The organism is Synechococcus sp. MIT S9451 (assembly GCF_047304725.1).
GTDB lineage: Bacteria > Cyanobacteriota > Cyanobacteriia > PCC-6307 > Cyanobiaceae > Synechococcus_C.
Genome location: NZ_CP138971.1, coordinates 1,399,063 through 1,416,542, shown reverse-complemented (window position 1 = coordinate 1,416,542; position 17,480 = coordinate 1,399,063). Strand labels below are relative to the sequence as shown.

At 59.5% G+C, this 17,480-nt stretch carries 18 protein-coding genes and 2 tRNA genes; 9 read left to right on the top strand and 11 right to left on the bottom strand.

Features of this window, described 5'->3' with window-relative positions:
* Positions 1-14 precede the first annotated feature (14 nt).
* Positions 15-734 carry a precorrin-2 C(20)-methyltransferase gene (gene cobI / locus SIB72_RS07235; protein WP_413745066.1) on the bottom strand — a complete coding sequence of 240 codons (720 nt, stop codon included), beginning with the start codon at positions 732-734 and terminating at the stop codon, positions 15-17.
* A gap of 118 nt (positions 735-852) precedes the next feature.
* Between cobI and SIB72_RS07230 the strand changes: the two genes are divergently transcribed.
* Positions 853-1,398: a 1,2-dihydroxy-3-keto-5-methylthiopentene dioxygenase gene (locus SIB72_RS07230; RefSeq protein WP_413743464.1), complete on the top strand. Its 546-nt coding sequence runs from the start codon at positions 853-855 to the stop codon at positions 1,396-1,398.
* Between the two features lie 27 nt (positions 1,399-1,425).
* On the opposite strand, the gene SIB72_RS07225 is transcribed toward SIB72_RS07230, so the two are convergent.
* The 5 genes from SIB72_RS07225 to SIB72_RS07205 form a co-directional block, all read right to left on the bottom strand.
* Positions 1,426-1,659 (bottom strand): hypothetical protein, encoded by a 234-nt coding sequence (locus SIB72_RS07225; RefSeq protein WP_115121061.1) that lies wholly within the window; start codon positions 1,657-1,659, stop codon positions 1,426-1,428.
* Positions 1,660-1,876: 217 nt separating this feature from the next.
* A complete protein-coding gene (grrM, locus tag SIB72_RS07220) occupies positions 1,877-3,025 on the bottom strand; it encodes a cyclophane-forming radical SAM/SPASM peptide maturase GrrM/OscB (protein WP_413743463.1) in 1,149 nt (382 codons plus the stop codon).
* Positions 3,022-3,330: a GrrA/OscA1 family cyclophane-containing rSAM-modified RiPP gene (gene grrA, locus SIB72_RS07215; RefSeq protein ID WP_115121028.1), complete on the bottom strand. Its 309-nt coding sequence runs from the start codon at positions 3,328-3,330 to the stop codon at positions 3,022-3,024. Before grrA ends, grrM begins: the two co-directional genes overlap by 4 nt.
* Before the next feature lie 48 nt (positions 3,331-3,378).
* Positions 3,379-4,299 (bottom strand): extracellular substrate binding-like orphan protein GrrP, encoded by a 921-nt coding sequence (gene grrP, locus SIB72_RS07210; protein WP_115121027.1) that lies wholly within the window; start codon positions 4,297-4,299, stop codon positions 3,379-3,381.
* 720 nt (positions 4,300-5,019) lie between these two features.
* Positions 5,020-5,205 (bottom strand): hypothetical protein, encoded by a 186-nt coding sequence (locus SIB72_RS07205; RefSeq protein WP_115121026.1) that lies wholly within the window; start codon positions 5,203-5,205, stop codon positions 5,020-5,022.
* A gap of 197 nt (positions 5,206-5,402) precedes the next feature.
* Here SIB72_RS07205 and SIB72_RS07200 point away from each other — a divergent pair, with 197 nt between their 5' ends.
* Both SIB72_RS07200 and SIB72_RS07195 read left to right on the top strand, forming a co-directional pair.
* A complete protein-coding gene (locus tag SIB72_RS07200; protein ID WP_206749557.1) occupies positions 5,403-5,567 on the top strand; it encodes a hypothetical protein in 165 nt (54 codons plus the stop codon).
* Positions 5,568-5,818: 251 nt separating this feature from the next.
* A complete protein-coding gene (locus SIB72_RS07195) occupies positions 5,819-6,073 on the top strand; it encodes a hypothetical protein (protein WP_413743462.1) in 255 nt (84 codons plus the stop codon).
* A gap of 376 nt (positions 6,074-6,449) precedes the next feature.
* On the opposite strand, the gene SIB72_RS07190 is transcribed toward SIB72_RS07195, so the two are convergent.
* From SIB72_RS07190 to aroQ, 3 genes are all read right to left on the bottom strand, one after another.
* Positions 6,450-6,602, bottom strand: coding sequence for a hypothetical protein (locus SIB72_RS07190; RefSeq protein WP_170953917.1), 153 nt, complete (start codon positions 6,600-6,602; stop codon positions 6,450-6,452).
* A 369-nt stretch (positions 6,603-6,971) separates the two neighbouring features.
* Positions 6,972-7,634: a tRNA-(ms[2]io[6]A)-hydroxylase gene (locus tag SIB72_RS07185; protein WP_413743461.1), complete on the bottom strand. Its 663-nt coding sequence runs from the start codon at positions 7,632-7,634 to the stop codon at positions 6,972-6,974.
* Complete coding sequence (gene aroQ / locus SIB72_RS07180; protein WP_115121022.1) at positions 7,634-8,086, bottom strand: type II 3-dehydroquinate dehydratase; 453 nt, start codon at positions 8,084-8,086, stop codon at positions 7,634-7,636. Before aroQ ends, SIB72_RS07185 begins: the two co-directional genes overlap by 1 nt.
* A 107-nt stretch (positions 8,087-8,193) precedes the next feature.
* Between aroQ and SIB72_RS07175 the strand changes: the two genes are divergently transcribed.
* Positions 8,194-8,275, top strand: a tRNA-Tyr gene (locus SIB72_RS07175).
* 10 nt (positions 8,276-8,285) lie between these two features.
* Positions 8,286-8,357 (top strand) — tRNA-Thr (locus SIB72_RS07170).
* A gap of 171 nt (positions 8,358-8,528) precedes the next feature.
* Here SIB72_RS07170 and SIB72_RS07165 read toward each other — a convergent pair.
* The gene (locus SIB72_RS07165; RefSeq protein ID WP_413743460.1) at positions 8,529-10,007 is read right to left on the bottom strand and encodes a glycoside hydrolase family 13 protein; all 1,479 of its coding nucleotides are present in this window, start codon (positions 10,005-10,007) and stop codon (positions 8,529-8,531) included.
* 52 nt (positions 10,008-10,059) lie between these two features.
* On the opposite strand from SIB72_RS07165, the gene glpK reads away from it, so the two are divergent.
* On the top strand, positions 10,060-11,577 hold the full coding sequence (glpK, locus tag SIB72_RS07160; protein ID WP_413743459.1) for a glycerol kinase GlpK: 1,518 nt from the start codon (positions 10,060-10,062) through the stop codon (positions 11,575-11,577).
* A complete protein-coding gene (locus tag SIB72_RS07155) occupies positions 11,574-13,142 on the top strand; it encodes a glycerol-3-phosphate dehydrogenase/oxidase (RefSeq protein WP_413743458.1) in 1,569 nt (522 codons plus the stop codon). The genes glpK and SIB72_RS07155 overlap by 4 nt, the downstream gene beginning before the upstream one ends.
* Here the strand turns inward: SIB72_RS07155 and SIB72_RS07150 are convergent.
* On the bottom strand, positions 13,126-14,817 hold the full coding sequence (locus tag SIB72_RS07150) for an alpha-amylase family protein (RefSeq protein ID WP_115121019.1): 1,692 nt from the start codon (positions 14,815-14,817) through the stop codon (positions 13,126-13,128). The genes SIB72_RS07155 and SIB72_RS07150 overlap by 17 nt on opposite strands.
* A 101-nt stretch (positions 14,818-14,918) precedes the next feature.
* On the opposite strand from SIB72_RS07150, the gene SIB72_RS07145 reads away from it, so the two are divergent.
* Both SIB72_RS07145 and SIB72_RS07140 read left to right on the top strand, forming a co-directional pair.
* Complete coding sequence (locus SIB72_RS07145; protein ID WP_413743457.1) at positions 14,919-16,319, top strand: aldehyde dehydrogenase family protein; 1,401 nt, start codon at positions 14,919-14,921, stop codon at positions 16,317-16,319.
* A gap of 57 nt (positions 16,320-16,376) precedes the next feature.
* Positions 16,377-17,477 carry a LysM peptidoglycan-binding domain-containing protein gene (locus tag SIB72_RS07140; protein WP_413743456.1) on the top strand — a complete coding sequence of 367 codons (1,101 nt, stop codon included), beginning with the start codon at positions 16,377-16,379 and terminating at the stop codon, positions 17,475-17,477.
* Positions 17,478-17,480: the final 3 nt, after the last annotated feature.

Below are 17,480 nucleotides of genomic sequence, written 5' to 3'. Positions count from 1 at the left end.
GTCACAATCTCCTCCTATGGCAAGACGACACTGCTGCTTTGACGGACCAGCAGCAATGAGAAATAGGGCCGCGACCCAGCTTGCACGGCGGCCGCAGGCACCACCTGCTGATCACCCCAACCGATCCGCTCAGCAAACAGAGTCTGATCGAGCAGCCCCCGAGCCCGAAGCAGAGGCTGGATCCACTGCCAACGCACCCCCAACTTGATCAGAGCGAGAACAGTGCCACTCTCCTCAGCCTGATCAAGCAAGGCCTCCATCGCTGCTGGTGTTTCAGGGCAAGGACGGATCAGCAAGCCCTCCCGTTGCAAGGCCAATGGCCAGGCGCCAGCGGCGGCAGCGGCGGACACCGAGGAAATCCCAGGGATCACTTGCAAGCTCACGTCAGGGTGATAGCGCTGAAGCGCCATCAGCACGTAACTGCCAGTCGCGAACAACGAGATATCCCCCTCACAAAGAAATACCACCCGATGCCCCTGGCTCACTTCCTTGGCGAGGGTGGTAGCAGCTGCTCGCCAGGCCTCCTGCAGAGCATCAGGCTCTGTGACCATGGGGAAGACCAGGGGTAGATGGCGCTGATTCGGCTGCAGATACGAAGCCACAATCGAAGCGGCCATCCCCACGGCCTCCGGCCGTGCCACTGGATAGGCCACCACCTCAGCTGCGCAGAGACAGCGATGGGCCCGAAGCGTGAGCAGATCAGGAGCACCGGGACCGACTCCGATCAGGACCAGCGGCGACGTTGAGGGAACAACGGGGGATGCAGTAATGCTCAGACCCCTGGGTGCAACTGGGCTTGTTCTAGGTCACGCCGGCCCTGCCCCCAGAATGCTCAACGACCTCGAAGCGGCAATGAGCACACTTCGCATCCATCAAGCCGCCCAGCCATCCGCACCGCCGTTCCTCGAAGCCTCTGATCCAGACCAGATCCAGCAGGAGCTGGCTGAGAGGGGGATTGACTTCCAACGCTGGCCAACCAGCCAACATCTGCCAACCGGAGCCAACCAGGAGGTCATCCTCCAGGCCTACGCCAATGAGGTAGCCAGAGTGCAGGCTTCCGGTGCCTATCCCACCGTTGACGCCATCCGGATCACACCGGATCACCCCGACAAAACAAGCCTGCGTGAGAAGTTTCTGCGGGAACACACCCACAGCGAAGACGAGGTGCGGTTGTTCGTGGAAGGGAGGGGGCTATTCACCCTTCACATCGGCGAGGAAGTGCTGCAACTGCTCTGTGAAGCTGACGACTGGATTGCCGTTCCGGCAGGCACCAAACACTGGTTTGACATGGGAAGCGAACCAAACTTCTGCGCCATCCGTTTCTTCAATCAGGCCGAGGGCTGGGTCGCAGAGTTCACCGGCGACACCCTGGCCGAACACTTCGATCGATTGGAATGATCAGGGAATGGACTGGGATGAAGGCTCTCAGGCAGCGAGCAGCAGATGAGCATCCACAACGGACTTCAACGCAATTCGGTTGCTGCTGGGAGGCTGCTGCGGAACGGACTCACCCACCAGCAACGCCGCCTCAAGATCAGAGCACTTGCGCAACAGGTCTTTGACCAAAGGGTTGGCCTTCAGGACATCCCACTGATCATCTGTGGTGCCATTCCGAAGAGCCTGGAGGGAATCAGCAACCGCCACAACAGGTTCAACCATCGCCAGACAAGCAACGACAGGACCAATACTAAAACTGCCCACAGGGCACTGGTCAATCTCTTTGGACTTCTTTTGGACTTTGATTGCGATTGCGTAGCGATTGCAACCCTGGCGACACCGAACCCCAGCAAGAAGGCCACCAGGCAGAGCTCTGGGCAGCACACGACCACGGCAGGCCGGCGGCAGGCCAGCTGGATTGCACCGCTCCAATCCGCAGTCAGCTGGCCGTAGCCGACTGCTCCTCTAGCTGCTCAAGCAGCACGTCTACAGGGATCTTGGTGGAAAAGCGACAGGCACAGGTCTCACTCGCATTGAGCGTGCCGTGCTCCCAATACTTATTGCTCCCGGTACCGCCACCACAGAAACCGTAGTAATCGCATTGGCTCCGGCACTGAGCCATGCCGGCATTCATATCGTGCTGCAATTGGCGAAACGCTTCCGTTTGCGTTGCATCCTCCAGTGAAAGATCGCGAAGGTTGCCAAGATTGAACAGGCCATAGCGTTCGGTTTCAACCGAGAGCAGCTCCGGATCAAAGGTTGAGAAATTCCCCGCCGCATCCACACTGAGAATTGAATAAGGGCGATTCATCTCGTTCTGGCGAAGACGTTGCCCAACGCTGATCATCTCCAAAACCTGATCAAACTCCCGCAGCTTGATAGGAAAGCCATCCCGTTGATTACGGCGCCAGAAACGCCGCAAAAACTCTCGGTACTGCTTCTCACGCCTCAACCCCTGCATGGAGGAATGGGCATGAACACCTTCCTGCTCCTCGACATTAAAGCCGACGTGATGAATGCCTTCATCTCGCAGAAATTCATACATCTCATCAGGCTGATCTAGCGCTTCATGGGTAAGCACAGCAATAGCGTGAAAGGGAATATCATGATCTTGAAGGGTGCGAATTCCACGCATCGTGAGCCGATGGGATCCGTTGCCGTTACGGAAGCGTCGATGGGAGTCATGAATGCACTCAGGGCCATCAATACTGACACCAACCTCAATCTGATTTCTCTTAATACATGCTGCCCATTGATCATTGATCAGGGTGGCATTCGTCTGAATGTGCTGATCAATCACGACGCCCTGCTGCTGCAGCTCAGCAGTCGCTTTTTCAAGGCATTTCGTGGCCTCATCGTAATAGCTACAGGGCAAGGTGAGAGGCTCACCGGCATGCCAGAGAATCGAAAGATGAGGGCCCCAGAAGGGACTCTCGTAAATCCTCTGCAACAACAGCGGCAGCTGATTGAGATCAAACTGGTGACGCTTCTGACGGTCAGGCAGGTAGCAATAGCTGCAATCAAGATTGCAGAGAGATGTGGCCTGGATCACCACCAGGCCAATAGGACCGTAGTCAGCGCTGTTCACCAGTTTGCGAATCCTCCCCGGTACGCATTACCAAAGCCCCCTCCGCCACCATTGGCAAAACCGCGACCACGGCCATTGCCCCAGGCACGTCCACGACCATTCCCCCAGGCCCGCGCCACCAAGGGTGGCGTTTGGGGGGGCTCATGATCTAGGTCGCTCCAGGCTTGATGATCAATCTTTTGAATCCGTTGCTCCAAAGCATTGCTTGCATCAGGCTGACTGTGCACAGCCGCACGACTGGATTCACAGAGCACAGAGCTGGCAGCCAGTGCAGCAGCAAGACTGAGAAGTGTGGTCTTGTTCATGGTGAAGCTCAAAGAAACAGGACGTGATTGCAAAGAGTGCGCAAGGCACTACTTGTTACTGAACTGTGCAGTGGTCGACAGAACCATCCGGAAGAAAGTGCTGATCTTCTGGTCGCTCAGGTCAATGCCACTGTCGCTTCCGATCCAGCGATTGATTTCCGAACGCACCGCAGGATCGTTGTCGATGTAGGCAGAGAGCAGACGACCGATCGCCAGATTGCTGACATTGAGTAAATGGGGCGTTGAATCACCCACCACACAGCCAACGCCTGAGCGGCTGTAGGCCCGGTCAGGAACCAACGCATCATCGGGAGCGGTCGCCTGTCGATTGGCCTTCAACCAAAGACTGTCACCACCGAGGAAGGTCACATCACCATTCTTGAGGCCGGCTAAAGCCTGCTCCGGAGTATCGAAGAACTGAAACTGAGCGTCGTCGAGCGACCGTGCCAACACATCGGCAGCAACCGTGTTCTGGACAACACCGATGGTTTTGCCCTGGAGACTGCCTGGAGTGCCATCGTTCCCCTGGGGGGCCAACACCCGCACACCACCATTCGCGAAGGGGATGGTGAAATCAAGCGTGCGCTGACGCTCCCAACTGAATGCCACACCACAGGCGATATCTGCAGCACCGGAGCGAATTTTGTCGAGCCCTTCTCGAGCTGATGTCACCGCAACCGGTTCGATCGCGAAGCTGTCGGCCTTGGCATGGGGCGCCGTTTTCATCTGATCACGGATCGCCTCCAGCACAACAAAAGACAGGCCGTCATAGTCGTCGCCATTCTTCTGAACCATCGGCAAGGCATCACCGATCACCACGGCCCGCAAGCTTCCGGTTTCAAACGCGTTAGCTGTGGCCTGTGCTGCCTTAGACCCACCATCCGACTCGGCGGCGGGCTTCTGACAGGCCACCACTGCCATGGCCGAGAGAGCGAGCAATCCGCATGTGGCTGTCTTCCGCAAACCCATTGTGCTGACCTTCGAATGAGATCCAACAGACCTCAGATCTAGACAGAGAAGCCAGAAGCGACCACAGATCAGATCTGAACCAGCACGATCGGGATCAGAACGGCAACCCGGCTTCCGTCAATTCATGCAGACGAAACGAAGCCCACTCTGAGCACAGGCATCCGGACGCCTTCGCAATACACCCACCAACCTCTCCAGCTATGACATCAAGCATGGTGTGGTGTGGAACCTGCAGTCCCGAGCCGATCGGAAAAGTCGCCAAAGGCACGGACGTGCGCAACAGTTTGCACCAGGGTTATGACTGACCCAACCGCCTCTGGTGTCCATGTCCTTCCACGACTCAAACACGGCTCAGCAGAAGAAATCCGAGGCCGGGAAAACAGGAGCTGCGAAGCAGAACACACTCCTGGCTCGACCGATTTATCCAGGTACACGCGGAACATCTCACCCTTCTTCCTAATCCAGTGCACTCTTTGGCGAACCAAGTGCTCACCAACCGTGGGCACTTGGTTCGCCTGACCACGGCAGTTCGCCAAGCTGCTCCTGCTCACAAGCCAGTCCTTCTTAAATCTCGTGCTTCACACGGCTGAACAAGCAACCCTTCACAGCAGAGGGGCCGGAGAATACAACAAGGCGCCTTTCCCGATGCAACGGACATAGGCCTTCACAGCGCACCAAGCCGCACTGCCTCAACAGTCCCTCAAGGCCGCAACAACGTATTTAGATCGCGGCACTTTGGAACGAATACTCAGCGAGGCATCGAAACACTTCTTGCTTCTTTTGAAGCAGAAACTCTTGCTCGCTTGGATCACCTCCGCCCCAACCCCTGAGCGCATCGCAGGTCGTCTTGTATTCGAGCCTTAAGGCATTGAGATCGTACGAGAAAGAAGCAACGGTCTCGTCCATGGCACCGAAAAGAGAATGGCCAAATTATTACAAGACGCTTCATCTCCTTGACGTATCAAGGGCGACTCTCCTCGATTCGAGTGAAGGACGATAACTGCAGGTCGCGCGCACCGCGATCCAGCCAAGGTGTGGGTATCTCCGTCTCGGCCAGCAGCCAGTCTTGGCCACAGTTTCTGAGTTCGTTCAGTCGTTTTGACATGACCACCGAAATTCGCAATTGGGCCGTTGTTGCGGCAGCGATGGAAGCCCAAGGAGCCACCCACAGCGAGATGTATCGCCGCGCCAAAGCGCTTGCAGAAGGCCAGGCCGACCCGATGCCGACCAGCTTCCCAGCTGCACCGTTAAGTATCTCCGCTGCTTGAGCACCTCGCAAGCAGCCCACTGGACCGATACACCTCGAGCTTCGGCTCGGGGTGTTTTTTTTGGCCAGCATCGTTGCCTGCGCAAACCCGAAGCCAGGCCCTGGGGCGACCCTTTCCCCACCAGGAATCAAAGAGACCGGAAGGGCAATCCAGCCAGAACTTCCATCACCAAGACGGGGCAGCATGTAAAAACTGCTACTCCACAAAAGCTTGAACCAGAGCTAAGTTGAATCAAGACAGTCTGGTACTTGATGCAGGCATTGCTCTTTCTTGCGCTTGCGCTGTTTAATATCGCCCTAGTCATTCACCTAGGCGAAAAAGTTCGTCAATACATTAACAACTGGCGTCATTACAAGCGCCTGGTCAACGACCATCCCGAGATGAATAGCGTGGATCCAGATCAAGGCTTATTCGTGTTTGAAAGTGATGATGCTCTCCGCGCTCTCGTACTCGACAACGACCAACCCGGGGCAAACGAACCTTTCTACGTCGCTGAAGAAGAGTAGCCGTCAGCAACCATGCCAAGCAAACCGGCTGCACACCCTCAATCAGGCCAAGAGCTCAACATCTGAGCTCTAACCAGTCAGGAATTCAAACATTCCCAGAACGTCAATTCCCCCTCTGACGCACCAAAGGACCACAAAGGCGATGATTCCAGCATTCAGAGCCAGAAATGCAGAAACGGTTTTCAACTCATCTCTCATGAAGAGATGCTCGCAAAGACCGCAAAACAACCGCGGGTCGAAACCTTTTGCAATGCCAAAGATCTTTCCATTCGACAGGCCTGACCTCAGGATGTGCGGGGCTTCATCAGAGCCTCACCCCCCTACTTGATGGCAACGAAGCCAGAGATGACGTTGGTTCTGGAGCCAGCGATAACCATCAGTCGTCGTGTTCATTCTCGACGACATCAACATCCACAACTTGCCCATCCTCATTGGCCTCACTCTTGATCTCCTTCACTCCACTCAGAAGCCCTTTAACAAGACGGCTCAAGAAGTAGATCGTCAGGGCTAGCCAGAGGATCTTGATCATCAACGCCCAGCCACAACAAGCATCAAGCCTCCACTGTGAGACGCATCACCGCTGGAAAGCAATGAGCATGAAGACGGGTCAGCAGCCGGCTCAAACACGCAGAGCGCCAGACCATCGCGACAGAAGGCGCCCATAACAGCCGACACAGCAGCACAAACACTCTCCACCACAGACTGGACTCGCCGATCAACCGGCCTTCCTGACCTCAATAAAAAGGAGCCCTCCCCCCAGAAGACTCCCAGACTCGACGCACCGACCACCAACAGGCCGGCTAAGTAATTTTGCTGTGTCAGCGCGATACAAAAAGTCGTCAAAAGCACGGTCTAGAGGGTTCCTCTAAACCAAATACCAAGAGCGCAGGCGGCTGAATTAGGGGCTGACCACCCCAACGGAATGCATGCGAACATCCGCCGGATTCTCCAACTCTCCAGTGAGGATCTGGGCTTCATGCGCGGCCAGCTGCTCCAAACGAGGTATCACGACGGACCGATCCCAACGCTCTTCGCACAGCATCCAGTAGAGACCGAAGTGGCGGGCCTCGCTAGCCAGTAACGCTCCATAGAGCTGCCGTAACTCCTGATCAGGACTGTGCTCTGCAAGCAATGCCATGCGTTCATGGCTGCGCGCCTCGATCAGACCGGCGACGAGAAAGGAATCCAGCATGCGGTCCGGCTCGGGCCGGCGCACCTGTTTCGCCAGCTTCGCGCCGTAACCCGGTGAAGGCAGAGGTTCTAGGTAACGCCCTCGTCGCTTGAGCACCGCCAGCACCTGCTCAAAATGCTGGAGCTCCTCGCGAGCAAGTGGGCTCAGGGCTTCCCCAAGGCCAGGCTCACACAGGTATCGAAACATCAGCTGAACGGCCGCACCCGCAGCCTTTCGCTCGCAATGGGCATGGTCGATGAGCACTTCGATCGGCCTGGCATTGGCTTGATCCAGCCATGAGGCACTGGTGGGAGCGGCGAGCCAGCGGATACTGGCGACAGTTTTTTGAAGGCTCTGATCACCAGCCTGAGCAGGAGACAAGAGCACCATCAAACCGCCTCTTTCACACGAGCCCGCAGATGGCTCACCAGTCCATCGAGAGCCAGGCGATAGCTGTCGGCACCGAAGCCACAGATCACACCGACAGCCTGATCGGCCAAATACGACTGATGGCGAAAGGGCTCCCGTGCATGGATGTTGCTCAGATGCAGTTCCAGATAGGGAATCGCCACTGCCAACAAGGCATCCCGCAGAGCGATCGAGGTGTGGGTGTAGGCGCCGGCATTGATCAAGATCCCATCCACCTGGCCCATCGCCTCATGGATGCGATCCACCAGAGCTCCCTCAAAATTGCTCTGGAAGCAGTCCAGCTCGACGCCGAGATCATTGGCTTGGAGCGCCAGCGCAGATTCAATCGCTGGAAGCGTCGCAGATCCATACAACCCTGGTTCGCGCTTCCCCAGCAGGTTGAGATTGGGGCCATTAAGCAAGAGCAGGCGCATGGCCCTCACGCGGACTGAATTGAATCTGATCGTATCGAGCTTCTGCTTCTTGCCCTGATCAACGAAGAAAACGGCAGGCCGGCTGGTAAATTCTCTTGGTGTGGTTCGGGTCGGTGCCCGAGTGGTTAATGGGGGCGGACTGTAAATCCGCTGGCTCTGCCTACGTTGGTTCAAATCCAACCCGGCCCATCCTCCACATGCCCTTGTAGCTCAGCGGTAGAGCACTCCCTTGGTAAGGGAGAGGTCTCGAGTTCAAGTCTCGACAAGGGCTTCTTCTCCACCCCCTGGCACCGGGGGTGGCTCTTGTTGAGTGATTCAAATGGCTTGCGTGAGGCATGGCCGTTGAAGCGTTTGCCCCTTGTCTCGCGTCAGTGGCAACGCAAGGTTCGGGTTGATGGCGTCCATGCCGACAGCCAAGATCTGAGCCATCGCCTGGATGTCGTCAGTCCAAACAGCCTGAGCTTCCTGTGCCTTGGCTCAACAGCACCGCCGATTGCGGAGACAGTGTCAAGGGTGAAGGCCCAACGTCCCCGATCAGCAACTCACAGTCGAAAGTTGCGTCTGATGCCTGACGCACAAGCTGAGAATCCAGAGTCAGGACCCGCTGCCGACTGCGGTTGAGGGCAACCGCCAAGCCGGGGGCGAGACCGATCAGCCCATCGCGGCCCTGAGGATGCCAACACAATCCGCCCTTCCTGAGGATGGGGAAGCGACGACGCAACTGCAAAAACGCCTGGATCGCAGAGCACAAGTCATGCGGCCAGGGCTGCCCCCAAGGCATGGCTTCGCGGCACCCAGGCTCCTCACCACCCTGCAATCCTGCTTCAGTGCCGTAATAGATACAGGGCGCTCCAGGCTGCAGGATCAACAACAACAGGGCCAGGCGCAACGCGGCTGCATCTCCCTTAAGCGTGTGCAATGCCCTGGGGACATCATGACTATCAAGCAGGTTCAGCTGGGCAGTGTTGACCTCAGGCCGGCAGCTGTCTTGGGTGGCCGTCCAAATCGCGAGCAGCGCATCAGCGTCAAGCGGCTCCAGCGGGTATTGAGGGTTGTTGTAGGCCTCTGACAATCGTCCTGCCGCGGCCCAGCAAAGACTGCTCCAACCGAGGCGATAGTTCATCACACCGTCGAACTGATCCCCTTGCAACCAAGGGACCGCATCACCCCAGATCTCCCCAACAATCCAGGCCTCCGGATTGACCGATCGCACCATGCGCCGAAATGAAATCCAGAACCCAGAAGGAACCTCATCAGGCACATCCAGTCGCCAGCCATCAATGCCTCGCTCGAGCCAATGGCGTCCCACTTGCAAGAGAAAATCCTGCACCGGAGGATGCGCGTGATTGAACTTGGGCAGGGCCGGATCATTCCACCAACAGCTGTATCCGCACGACTCTCCGGCGCGGGGATAGGGATGCATGGGCCAGTGGTGGATGTGAAACCAATCCCGATAAGGAGACGTGATGCCGTTTTCCAGTAAATGGTGAAACGCCCAAAAGCCACGGCCGCAATGGTTGAACACGCCATCCAGGATCAAGCGCATCCCGCGGCGATGCAGCTCCGCCAGCAATGCATCGAAGGCCTGATCACCCCCAAGCAGCGGATCCACCTTGAGGTAGTCGTAGGCGTGGTAGCGGTGATTGGCGGCCGAGGCGAAGATCGGTGTGAGGTACAGACAGGTCACGCCCAGTCCCTGCAGGTGATCAAGGCTTTCGATCACGCCCCAGAGATCACCACCTTGAAAGCCCTGGAGCATGGGATCGCTTCCCCAGGGCTGCCACTGCAGCCCAGCCACCTGTCGCTGCTGAGACGCGATCGGCGTCACCTCAGCGCGCCGAAAACGATCGGGGAACACCTGATAGACCACGGCATCCGAGACCCAAGCAGGTGGTAGTGCAAACGCATCACTCAAAGCCAACCCCCTTTGCAGGAGCGTGCCCCACCGCTAGCACTTGAAAAACGAGTCGGCCATGGCAGCAACGCCTCTCCTCCTGGCGCTAGACCAGGGAACCAGCAGTTCGCGTGCAGCCCTGTTTGACAGCAGTGGAACGCTGGTGGCAAGCGCTTCTGCCCCCCTCGCGATCCGCTATCCCGCCGATGGCTGGGTGGAACAGGATCCCTTGGCAATCTGGGAGAGCCAGCGCCAGGCCATGGCACAGCTCGAGGCAACGCTGACTGACGAGCAGCGTCGGTCTGTGACCTGCTGTGGCATCACCAACCAGAGGGAAACCACGCTGCTGTGGCAACGCAGTAACGGAGCCCCGTGCGGCCCAGCCCTGGTCTGGCAAGACGGACGCACCGTCGAGATCTGTCGTCAGTGGAAAGATCAAGGCCTCGAAGCCAACTGGTGCCACCGCACAGGCCTGTTACTTGACCCCTATTTCAGCGCAAGCAAGATTCGCTGGCTGCTGCTGCATGAACCAACAGCCCGCGCTGCCGCAGAGCGCCACGACCTCTGCTTTGGCACCGTCGAAAGCTGGCTTCTCTGGCATCTCAGTGGCAGACGCCTGCACTACTCAGACATGAGCAATGCCAGTCGGACCCTCCTGATGGATTTGGAACAGCGCCAATGGATGGAGGCGTTCTGTGATGCAGTGACCTTGCCGAGTTCAGCCCTGCCCGAGCTGGTGCCGTGCCGCGGTGACTTCGGAGCCATCAGCGAGGGGCTGCCCTTTGCCGGCGTTCCGATCAGAGCCCTGCTGGGAGATCAGCAGGCCGCCACCCTCGGCCAGCTCTGCCTCGAACCGGGGGAAGCGAAATGCACCTATGGCACTGGGGCGTTCCTGGTGGTGAATACCGGTTCAGAGCTGCGCCGATCCAATGCTGGACTGCTCACCACGCTGGCCTGGACCGATGCCGACGGCACCCCCACGTACTGCCTGGAGGGAAGCCTGTTCAATGCGGGCACCGTGGTGCAGTGGCTGCGGGATGGCTTGGGACTGATTCGTGAAGCCGCTGAGATCAATGCGCTAGCCGCCAGCGTCGACTCTGCGGCAGGGGTGATGTTGGTGCCCGCATTCACCGGTTGGGGCACGCCCCACTGGGACCCCAGCGCACGTGGCCTCCTCATCGGCCTGACCCGCGACAGCCAACCTGGTCACATCGCCCGCGCGGCCCTGGAAGGGATTGCTCTGTCAGTGGCCAGCCTCGTGCAGCTAGCCGAACAATCGATTGGCCATGGCCTGGGGGAACTGGCTGTGGATGGCGGTGCTGCCGCTTCCGATCCCTTGCTGCAGGCCCAAGCCGACAGCACCGGCCTGCGGGTGAGACGTCCTGCCAGCCTCGAGAGCACAGCACGGGGCGTCGCCCTTCTGGCAGGTGCAGAGGCCGGGGTGATTGCAGATCTGCGCGACCTGGTACCCGCCAAGATGGAAGGAGGAGACCTGTTCAAGCCCGGCCTCGACAGCAACCAGCGTCAGCGCTGGTGCGAACGCTGGGATGAGGCCGTGCGCCGCAGCCTGCACTGGAGCGAAGGAGGGCAGGGATGAGCGACCCCCTCGACCTTTTGATCATCGGTGGGGGTGCCAGTGGCGCCAGCGTGGCCTATGAAGCCGTGTGCCGCGGCCTTCGGGTCGCCCTACTGGAAGGAGCCGACATCGGCGCTGGCACGAGTTGCCGCAGCACCAAGCTGCTGCACGGCGGGGTGCGCTATCTAGAACTGGCCTTCAAAACCGCCGACCCGGCCCAGTTTCGCCTGGTGCGCGAAGCCCTATTGGAACGCGGCCACTGGTTAGAACAGGTTCCGTTTCTAGCCCACAGACTCGAGCTAGCCCTACCAACCACCAACGTGGTGGGACAGGGTTATTACCGGATTGGGCTGGGCCTTTATGACGCCCTGGCAGGGCGCACAGGCATCGGCGCCAGTCGCTGGCTGTCCAAAGCGCAACTTGAACAGGCTCTTCCGTTGCTGAAGCCTGGGCTCAATGGTGGCGTCGCCTACAGCGATGGGCAATTCGACGATGCCCGTCTCAACCTTCTACTGGCACTCAGCGCCGAACAAGCCGGTGCTCAGCTCCACACAGGTTGCCGTGTGACCAAGCTGGAGAAGACCCCTGAAGGACGCATTTGCGGTGCAATCAGCCTCACGGCTGATGGCCGAGAACAACGTTGGAGCGCGCGGGTGGTGGTCAATGCCACAGGCATGCAATCCGACGCAATCCGGCGCATGGCCGATCCCGACTTAGCAGAGCGCATGCTCACCAGCAGAGGCGTGCACCTGGTGCTGAAGGCCAACCTCTGCCCGGAGGGAGTCGGCCTGCTGCTGCCCGCCACCGATGACGGTCGGGTGCTGTTCATGCTGCCGTTCTTTGGCCGAACCCTTGTCGGCACCACCGACACGGCCTGTGACATCGCGACCGCCTCAGCTCCCTCCGCCGAGGAGCAGGAGTATCTGCTCGCTTATGTGCGTCGTTGGTTTCCCCAGCTCAGCGACCTCAGCGTCGGCAGCTGCTGGGCTGGTGGCCGCCCCCTGCTTCGGCCTTCGGGCGACGACCGCAACAGCAGTCGGGTCGTGCGTGAACACGAGGTTGAAACCCTGCCAAGCGGGCTGGTGAGCGTGATGGGGGGAAAGTGGACGACCTGCAGACCCATGGCAATCGACACGCTCGAGGCCGTGGCCGCGCAACTTGAAAGACCGTTGCCGCCCCGACAAGCGCTGCCTCTGCTGGGCTCCGCCACGGTGCCCGGGCAGACCAGTGCCCTGTTGAGCCAGCAACGGCAGGAGCTAGAGGCACTGCTTCCGAACACGGCCTTGCGCACCGCTCAAGCCAACCATCTGCACAGCAACTTCGGCTTGCGGGCCCCAGCCTTGGTGGGTGGCTGGAGCGAGAGCGATCGCCAACCTCTCAGCGAGGTCATCCCCATCTGCCGAGGCGAACTCCATCACGCCATCCACTCCGAACACGCTCGCAGCGCGACCGATGTACTGGCCCGACGCTGCCGGTTGGCGATGGTGGATCAGAGCGAAGCCGAGCGGCTCGTGCCTCTCGTGAATGAGCTACTGGAGGACCAGGGGTATGCAGCCGGTGGGCAGAGCCTCAACCTTGCGCACTGACCGACTGGTCCTGCTGGACCGATTCCTGATCGGCTTCCTCATCCACTTCCCCGATGAGCCACCAGCTGAAGCCATGGGCAGGCAGATAAACAAACCAATTCTGATCCGCCTCAGGGAATTCACTGCCCCAGAGCACCTCCCGTGTGCGCTGGCCCTGCCAGCGGCTCAAATCCAAGCGAAGCGAGGCGCCGGCAGCCGAGAGATTGGCAGCCACCAACACGGTCATCGACTCACTGGTTCGCACGTAGACAATGACTGCCGGATGGCTGCAATCCAGCAACTCAAACCCCCCGTGCCGCAAGGCCGGAAGCAATCGCCGACAAGTGAGCATGCGGCGATGCCAATTGAGCAGTGACCCCTGCAATTGCTTCTGAACCTCCACGTTCACCACCCGGTGGTGATAACCAGGAGCCGTGATCGAGGGCAGCACCAGTAAGGGGTCAGGTGCGGTTGAGAAGCCGCCGTTGCGCGCTGGGGTCCAGGCCATCGGCGTGCGATTGGGATCCCGGTCCCGTAAGCCAGGCCAATCGCCCATCCCCAGCTCATCGCCGTAATAGAGGCAGGGCATTCCAGGCAGGCTGTAGATCAGCGCATGCAGCACCCGATTGGAACCGGGATCACCGTTCAGGAGCGGAGCCAGGCGGCGATTGATGCCCCAGTTGAGCCAATGCCCCTGGCCCTGATGCAAGCCAGCTCTGATGGTCTGCACCACGTCATCACTGACCAGGTGACCATCCCCCAGCCAGAGCTCGTCGTGGTTTCGCAAGGGCAGAGCCCAGCGACAACCCTGCACAGCCTCCTGTGCTTCATCCAGGCAAACGCGCAGAGCCTCGGTACGACCACTGGCAATGGCCGCAAACAGATGGGCAGTGAGAGCGAAATTGAACGCCCCGTGCAGCTCGTCATCCTGCAGATACGGAGCCGCCTCATCCACCGGCTGGATCGCTTCGGCCAGCAGAAGCACTTCCCGGCTGTGGGCATCCACCCGTTTCCGCAGTCGTTTCAAAAACGTATGCGTGGCCGGCAAGCCCTCACAGCGCGACCCTTCCTCTTCAAAGAGGAAGGGAATGGCATCAAGGCGAAAGCCATCTACACCGCGGTCGATCCAAAAGTCGACCACCTCGAGCATTGCCTCCTGCACCAGAGGGTTCTCGTAATTCAGGTCGGGCTGATGACTGAGGAAACGATGCAGGTAATACTGCTGAGCCACCTCATCCCATTCCCAATTCGAAGATTCGAAATGGCGAAAGAGCACAGGGGCATCGGCATAACGCTGGGGGTCATCGCTCCAGACGTAGACATCCCTTTCAGGACTGCCCTTAGCCGCCCAGCGGGCCCGCTGGAACCAAGGATGCAAGGTACTGGTGTGATTCAGCACCAGATCGAGCACCACCTTGATGCCGTGCTTGTGAGCAGCAGTGAGAAAACGATGGAAGGCTGAAAGGTCCCCCAGGTCGGGATGAATCTCGGTGAAATCGGTGATGTCGTATCCACCGTCCTGCAGGGGCGAGGGGTAGATCGGCGTCAACCACAGAGCATCCACCCCAAGCCAGCGCAAATAGGGGAGACGCCCAGCCAATCCTTGAAGATCACCGATACCGTCGCCATTGCCGTCGGCATAACTGCGCACGATCAGCTCGTAGATCACGGCGCCGTTCCACCAGGGCTGCTGCATTCCGTTCTGCGTTAGCCAATCCCATAGCTAGACCCGGATCAGACCGACGTCAGCCCTTTCGCCCGGATGAATTGCCAGCATGGCGCCGTAACGGTTTGCCCATGACGCTCAGTTCACCGCCTGCACCCCAGAGCTTGCCAGACTTGCCTTCGCTTCGAGGGCCGGTCGCCCTTGGTGCAACCCGCGGGGAAGCCTGGCGTCGCAAACAATTGCAGACGATGCGCGCCCTGCTCGATCAACACGAGGGCGAGATCCTCGAGGCCCTGCGGGCAGATCTGGGCAAACCCACAACGGAAGGGATGGTGGAGGTGCTGGCCCTGCGGCAAGAGCTGCGGCTCTGTGACACGCAACTGCGCCGCTGGATGCGCCCACGCCGGGTTCCGGTCCCGCTACCGCTGCAACCGGGCAGGGCCGAAGTCATCCGCGAACCCCTTGGCTGCGTTCTGATCATTGGCCCCTGGAACTATCCCTTCCATCTCACCCTGCAACCACTGATCAGCGCCCTTGCGGCAGGCAACACCGCCGTGGTCAAGCCCTCAGAGCAGGCTCCAGCCACAGCTGCCCTCATCGAGCGGCTGCTTGGCAGCGCCTTTGACCCTGAGGTGGTGCGGGTGGTGCAAGGCGACGGGTCCACAGCAGCTGCCCTAGTGGATCAGGGCTATGACCACATCTTCTTCACTGGCGGAGGCAGCATTGGTGCCAAGGTGATGGCTGGAGCCGCACGGCATCTCACACCGGTCACCCTGGAGCTGGGCGGCAAGAGCCCCGCGATCGTGCTGCCAGGTGCGGATCTCGCCGTCACAGCACGACGATTGATCTGGGGGAAAGGGCTGAATGCAGGCCAGACCTGCATCGCCCCCGACTACCTACTGGTTGAAGACAGCCTGCGGGATCCCCTGGTCAAAGCCCTTGCAGCGGCCCGAGTCGATCTCTATGGAACGGATCCAGTGGGATCAAGCGACCTCGGCCGGATCATCAACGACCGTCAGTATCAACGGCTGGAGGCTCTTCTCGATGGAGCCCGTGCCAATGGCCAGGTCCTGATCGGCGGCGAAAGCGATGCCAACAGCCGGCGAATCGCCCCAACCGTGCTGACGGTGGACACGCTTGAAGATCCGTTGATGCAAGAAGAACTGTTCGGACCGCTGCTACCGCTGATCGCCGTTCGCGATCTGGCCATGGCGATGGAACGGATCCGCCGCCTGCCCAAACCCTTGGCCCTCTATCTCTTTGGCGGAAAGCAGCAACAGCAGAACGAGCTGCTGATGGGCACCAGTTCAGGCGGTGTGTGTTTTAACGACGTGGTGATGCACGTGGGCATTCCAGACCTGCCCTTCGGAGGCGTGGGGCCCAGTGGGATGGGCAGCTACCACGGCGAAGCAGGCTTCCGCACCTTCTCCCACGAACGCTCAGTGTTGAGACGGCCATTTTTCCTCGATCTGCGCCTGCGCTACCCCCCCTACCGGCTTGGTCGGGATCTGATGCGACGCATCCTTGGCTGAATCGGGACTGGCGCCCTTGCTGAATCACCTTATGGTTTGCCGAGAGGAAATAAAAACATGCGCCGAGCCCTGTTTGCAGCCCTGGCCCTGTCGGCCTTGATGCCGCTTCAGGCCCTCAGCGGCACTGTCACGGTGCGAAGTGGAGACACCCTTTCCGACATTGCCGACCGTTACGGGGTGTCGGTGGGATCGCTGATGCGTTTGAACGGATTGCGCAACTCCAATCATGTTGAAGCCGGGCAACGCCTCAGGGTGCCGGGCCCAACAGTCACAGCTGGAGCCGGCCGTCACACCGTGGCCCGTGGCGAAAGCCTGAGCACAATTGCCAGCCGTTATCGCGTCAGCGAAAGAGATCTGATCACCCTCAACCATCTCCGCGATGCCAACCATGTTGAGGTGGGCCAACGGCTCCGGCTGCCCAGCAATGCGGTACTGCCCCAACCGAAAGCAGCCAAAACCAAACCTGTGCCGGTCAATCCGGTTCCGAACGCCAACAGCCACACGATTGCCCGCGGCCAAACCCTGACCCAAATCGCCAAGGCTTACGAAGTTCCGGTTGCCTCCCTGGTGGACATCAATGGCCTCACTGATCCCAACAAGGTGAAGGTGGGCACCAAGCTGCTGCTCAGACAGGCACCCTCTGAGGCTGCCACCAGCCTCAGCACCCAGTCGGTGATCGAACCCAGCCCCAGCAACAACAACGCCACCAGCAACGAAGCCATCAGCACCGGCGTAGCTCCAGCGCGGGATGAGCTCACCTCTGCCAGGGAAACAGCGAGCTCCTCTTCCGTCGAAGAGGCCTCCATCACCAGCGCCACCCCCAACGCTGCTGTGCAACCGGCCACCACAGCCAGCAAATCCGACCTCATCGCCAAGGCCTCTACCAAACCAGCTGCATCGGTAGCCCCCAATCAGGCCGACTGGCGCAGCTACGGCCCACTGAAAGTGGACTGGAGCAACTGGCAGACCATGGCGGGCAGTGATGTAGCCCCAACCCTCAATGCTGACGGCAAGCCCTTGTACATCGCTGTGAACTGCGGAGCGCGCAAGATCAACGTCACCGGAGCTAATGGCGCCTGGAAAACCTGGAATGCACCCCAAAGCAACTACGAGCAGGATCTTGTCAAGGACCGATGCCGCCAGGGAAGCGGCGCCTGAGAC

Bases quoted from the DNA above. Each gene is read 5' to 3' on its own strand.
- SIB72_RS07230 (WP_413743464.1), top strand. From the start codon at position 853: ATGAGCACACTTCGCATCCATCAAGCCGCCCAGCCATCCGCACCGCCG.
- SIB72_RS07225 (WP_115121061.1), bottom strand. From the start codon at position 1,659: ATGGTTGAACCTGTTGTGGCGGTTGCTGATTCCCTCCAGGCTCTTCGG.
- grrA (WP_115121028.1), bottom strand. From the start codon at position 3,330: ATGAACAAGACCACACTTCTCAGTCTTGCTGCTGCACTGGCTGCCAGC.
- grrP (WP_115121027.1), bottom strand. From the start codon at position 4,299: ATGGGTTTGCGGAAGACAGCCACATGCGGATTGCTCGCTCTCTCGGCC.
- SIB72_RS07205 (WP_115121026.1), bottom strand. From the start codon at position 5,205: ATGGACGAGACCGTTGCTTCTTTCTCGTACGATCTCAATGCCTTAAGG.
- SIB72_RS07200 (WP_206749557.1), top strand. From the start codon at position 5,403: ATGACCACCGAAATTCGCAATTGGGCCGTTGTTGCGGCAGCGATGGAA.
- SIB72_RS07195 (WP_413743462.1), top strand. From the start codon at position 5,819: ATGCAGGCATTGCTCTTTCTTGCGCTTGCGCTGTTTAATATCGCCCTA.
- SIB72_RS07190 (WP_170953917.1), bottom strand. From the start codon at position 6,602: ATGATCAAGATCCTCTGGCTAGCCCTGACGATCTACTTCTTGAGCCGT.
- SIB72_RS07185 (WP_413743461.1), bottom strand. From the start codon at position 7,634: ATGGTGCTCTTGTCTCCTGCTCAGGCTGGTGATCAGAGCCTTCAAAAA.
- aroQ (WP_115121022.1), bottom strand. From the start codon at position 8,086: ATGCGCCTGCTCTTGCTTAATGGCCCCAATCTCAACCTGCTGGGGAAG.
- glpK (WP_413743459.1), top strand. From the start codon at position 10,060: ATGGCAGCAACGCCTCTCCTCCTGGCGCTAGACCAGGGAACCAGCAGT.
- SIB72_RS07155 (WP_413743458.1), top strand. From the start codon at position 11,574: ATGAGCGACCCCCTCGACCTTTTGATCATCGGTGGGGGTGCCAGTGGC.
- SIB72_RS07150 (WP_115121019.1), bottom strand. From the start codon at position 14,817: ATGCAGCAGCCCTGGTGGAACGGCGCCGTGATCTACGAGCTGATCGTG.
- SIB72_RS07145 (WP_413743457.1), top strand. From the start codon at position 14,919: ATGACGCTCAGTTCACCGCCTGCACCCCAGAGCTTGCCAGACTTGCCT.
- SIB72_RS07140 (WP_413743456.1), top strand. From the start codon at position 16,377: ATGCGCCGAGCCCTGTTTGCAGCCCTGGCCCTGTCGGCCTTGATGCCG.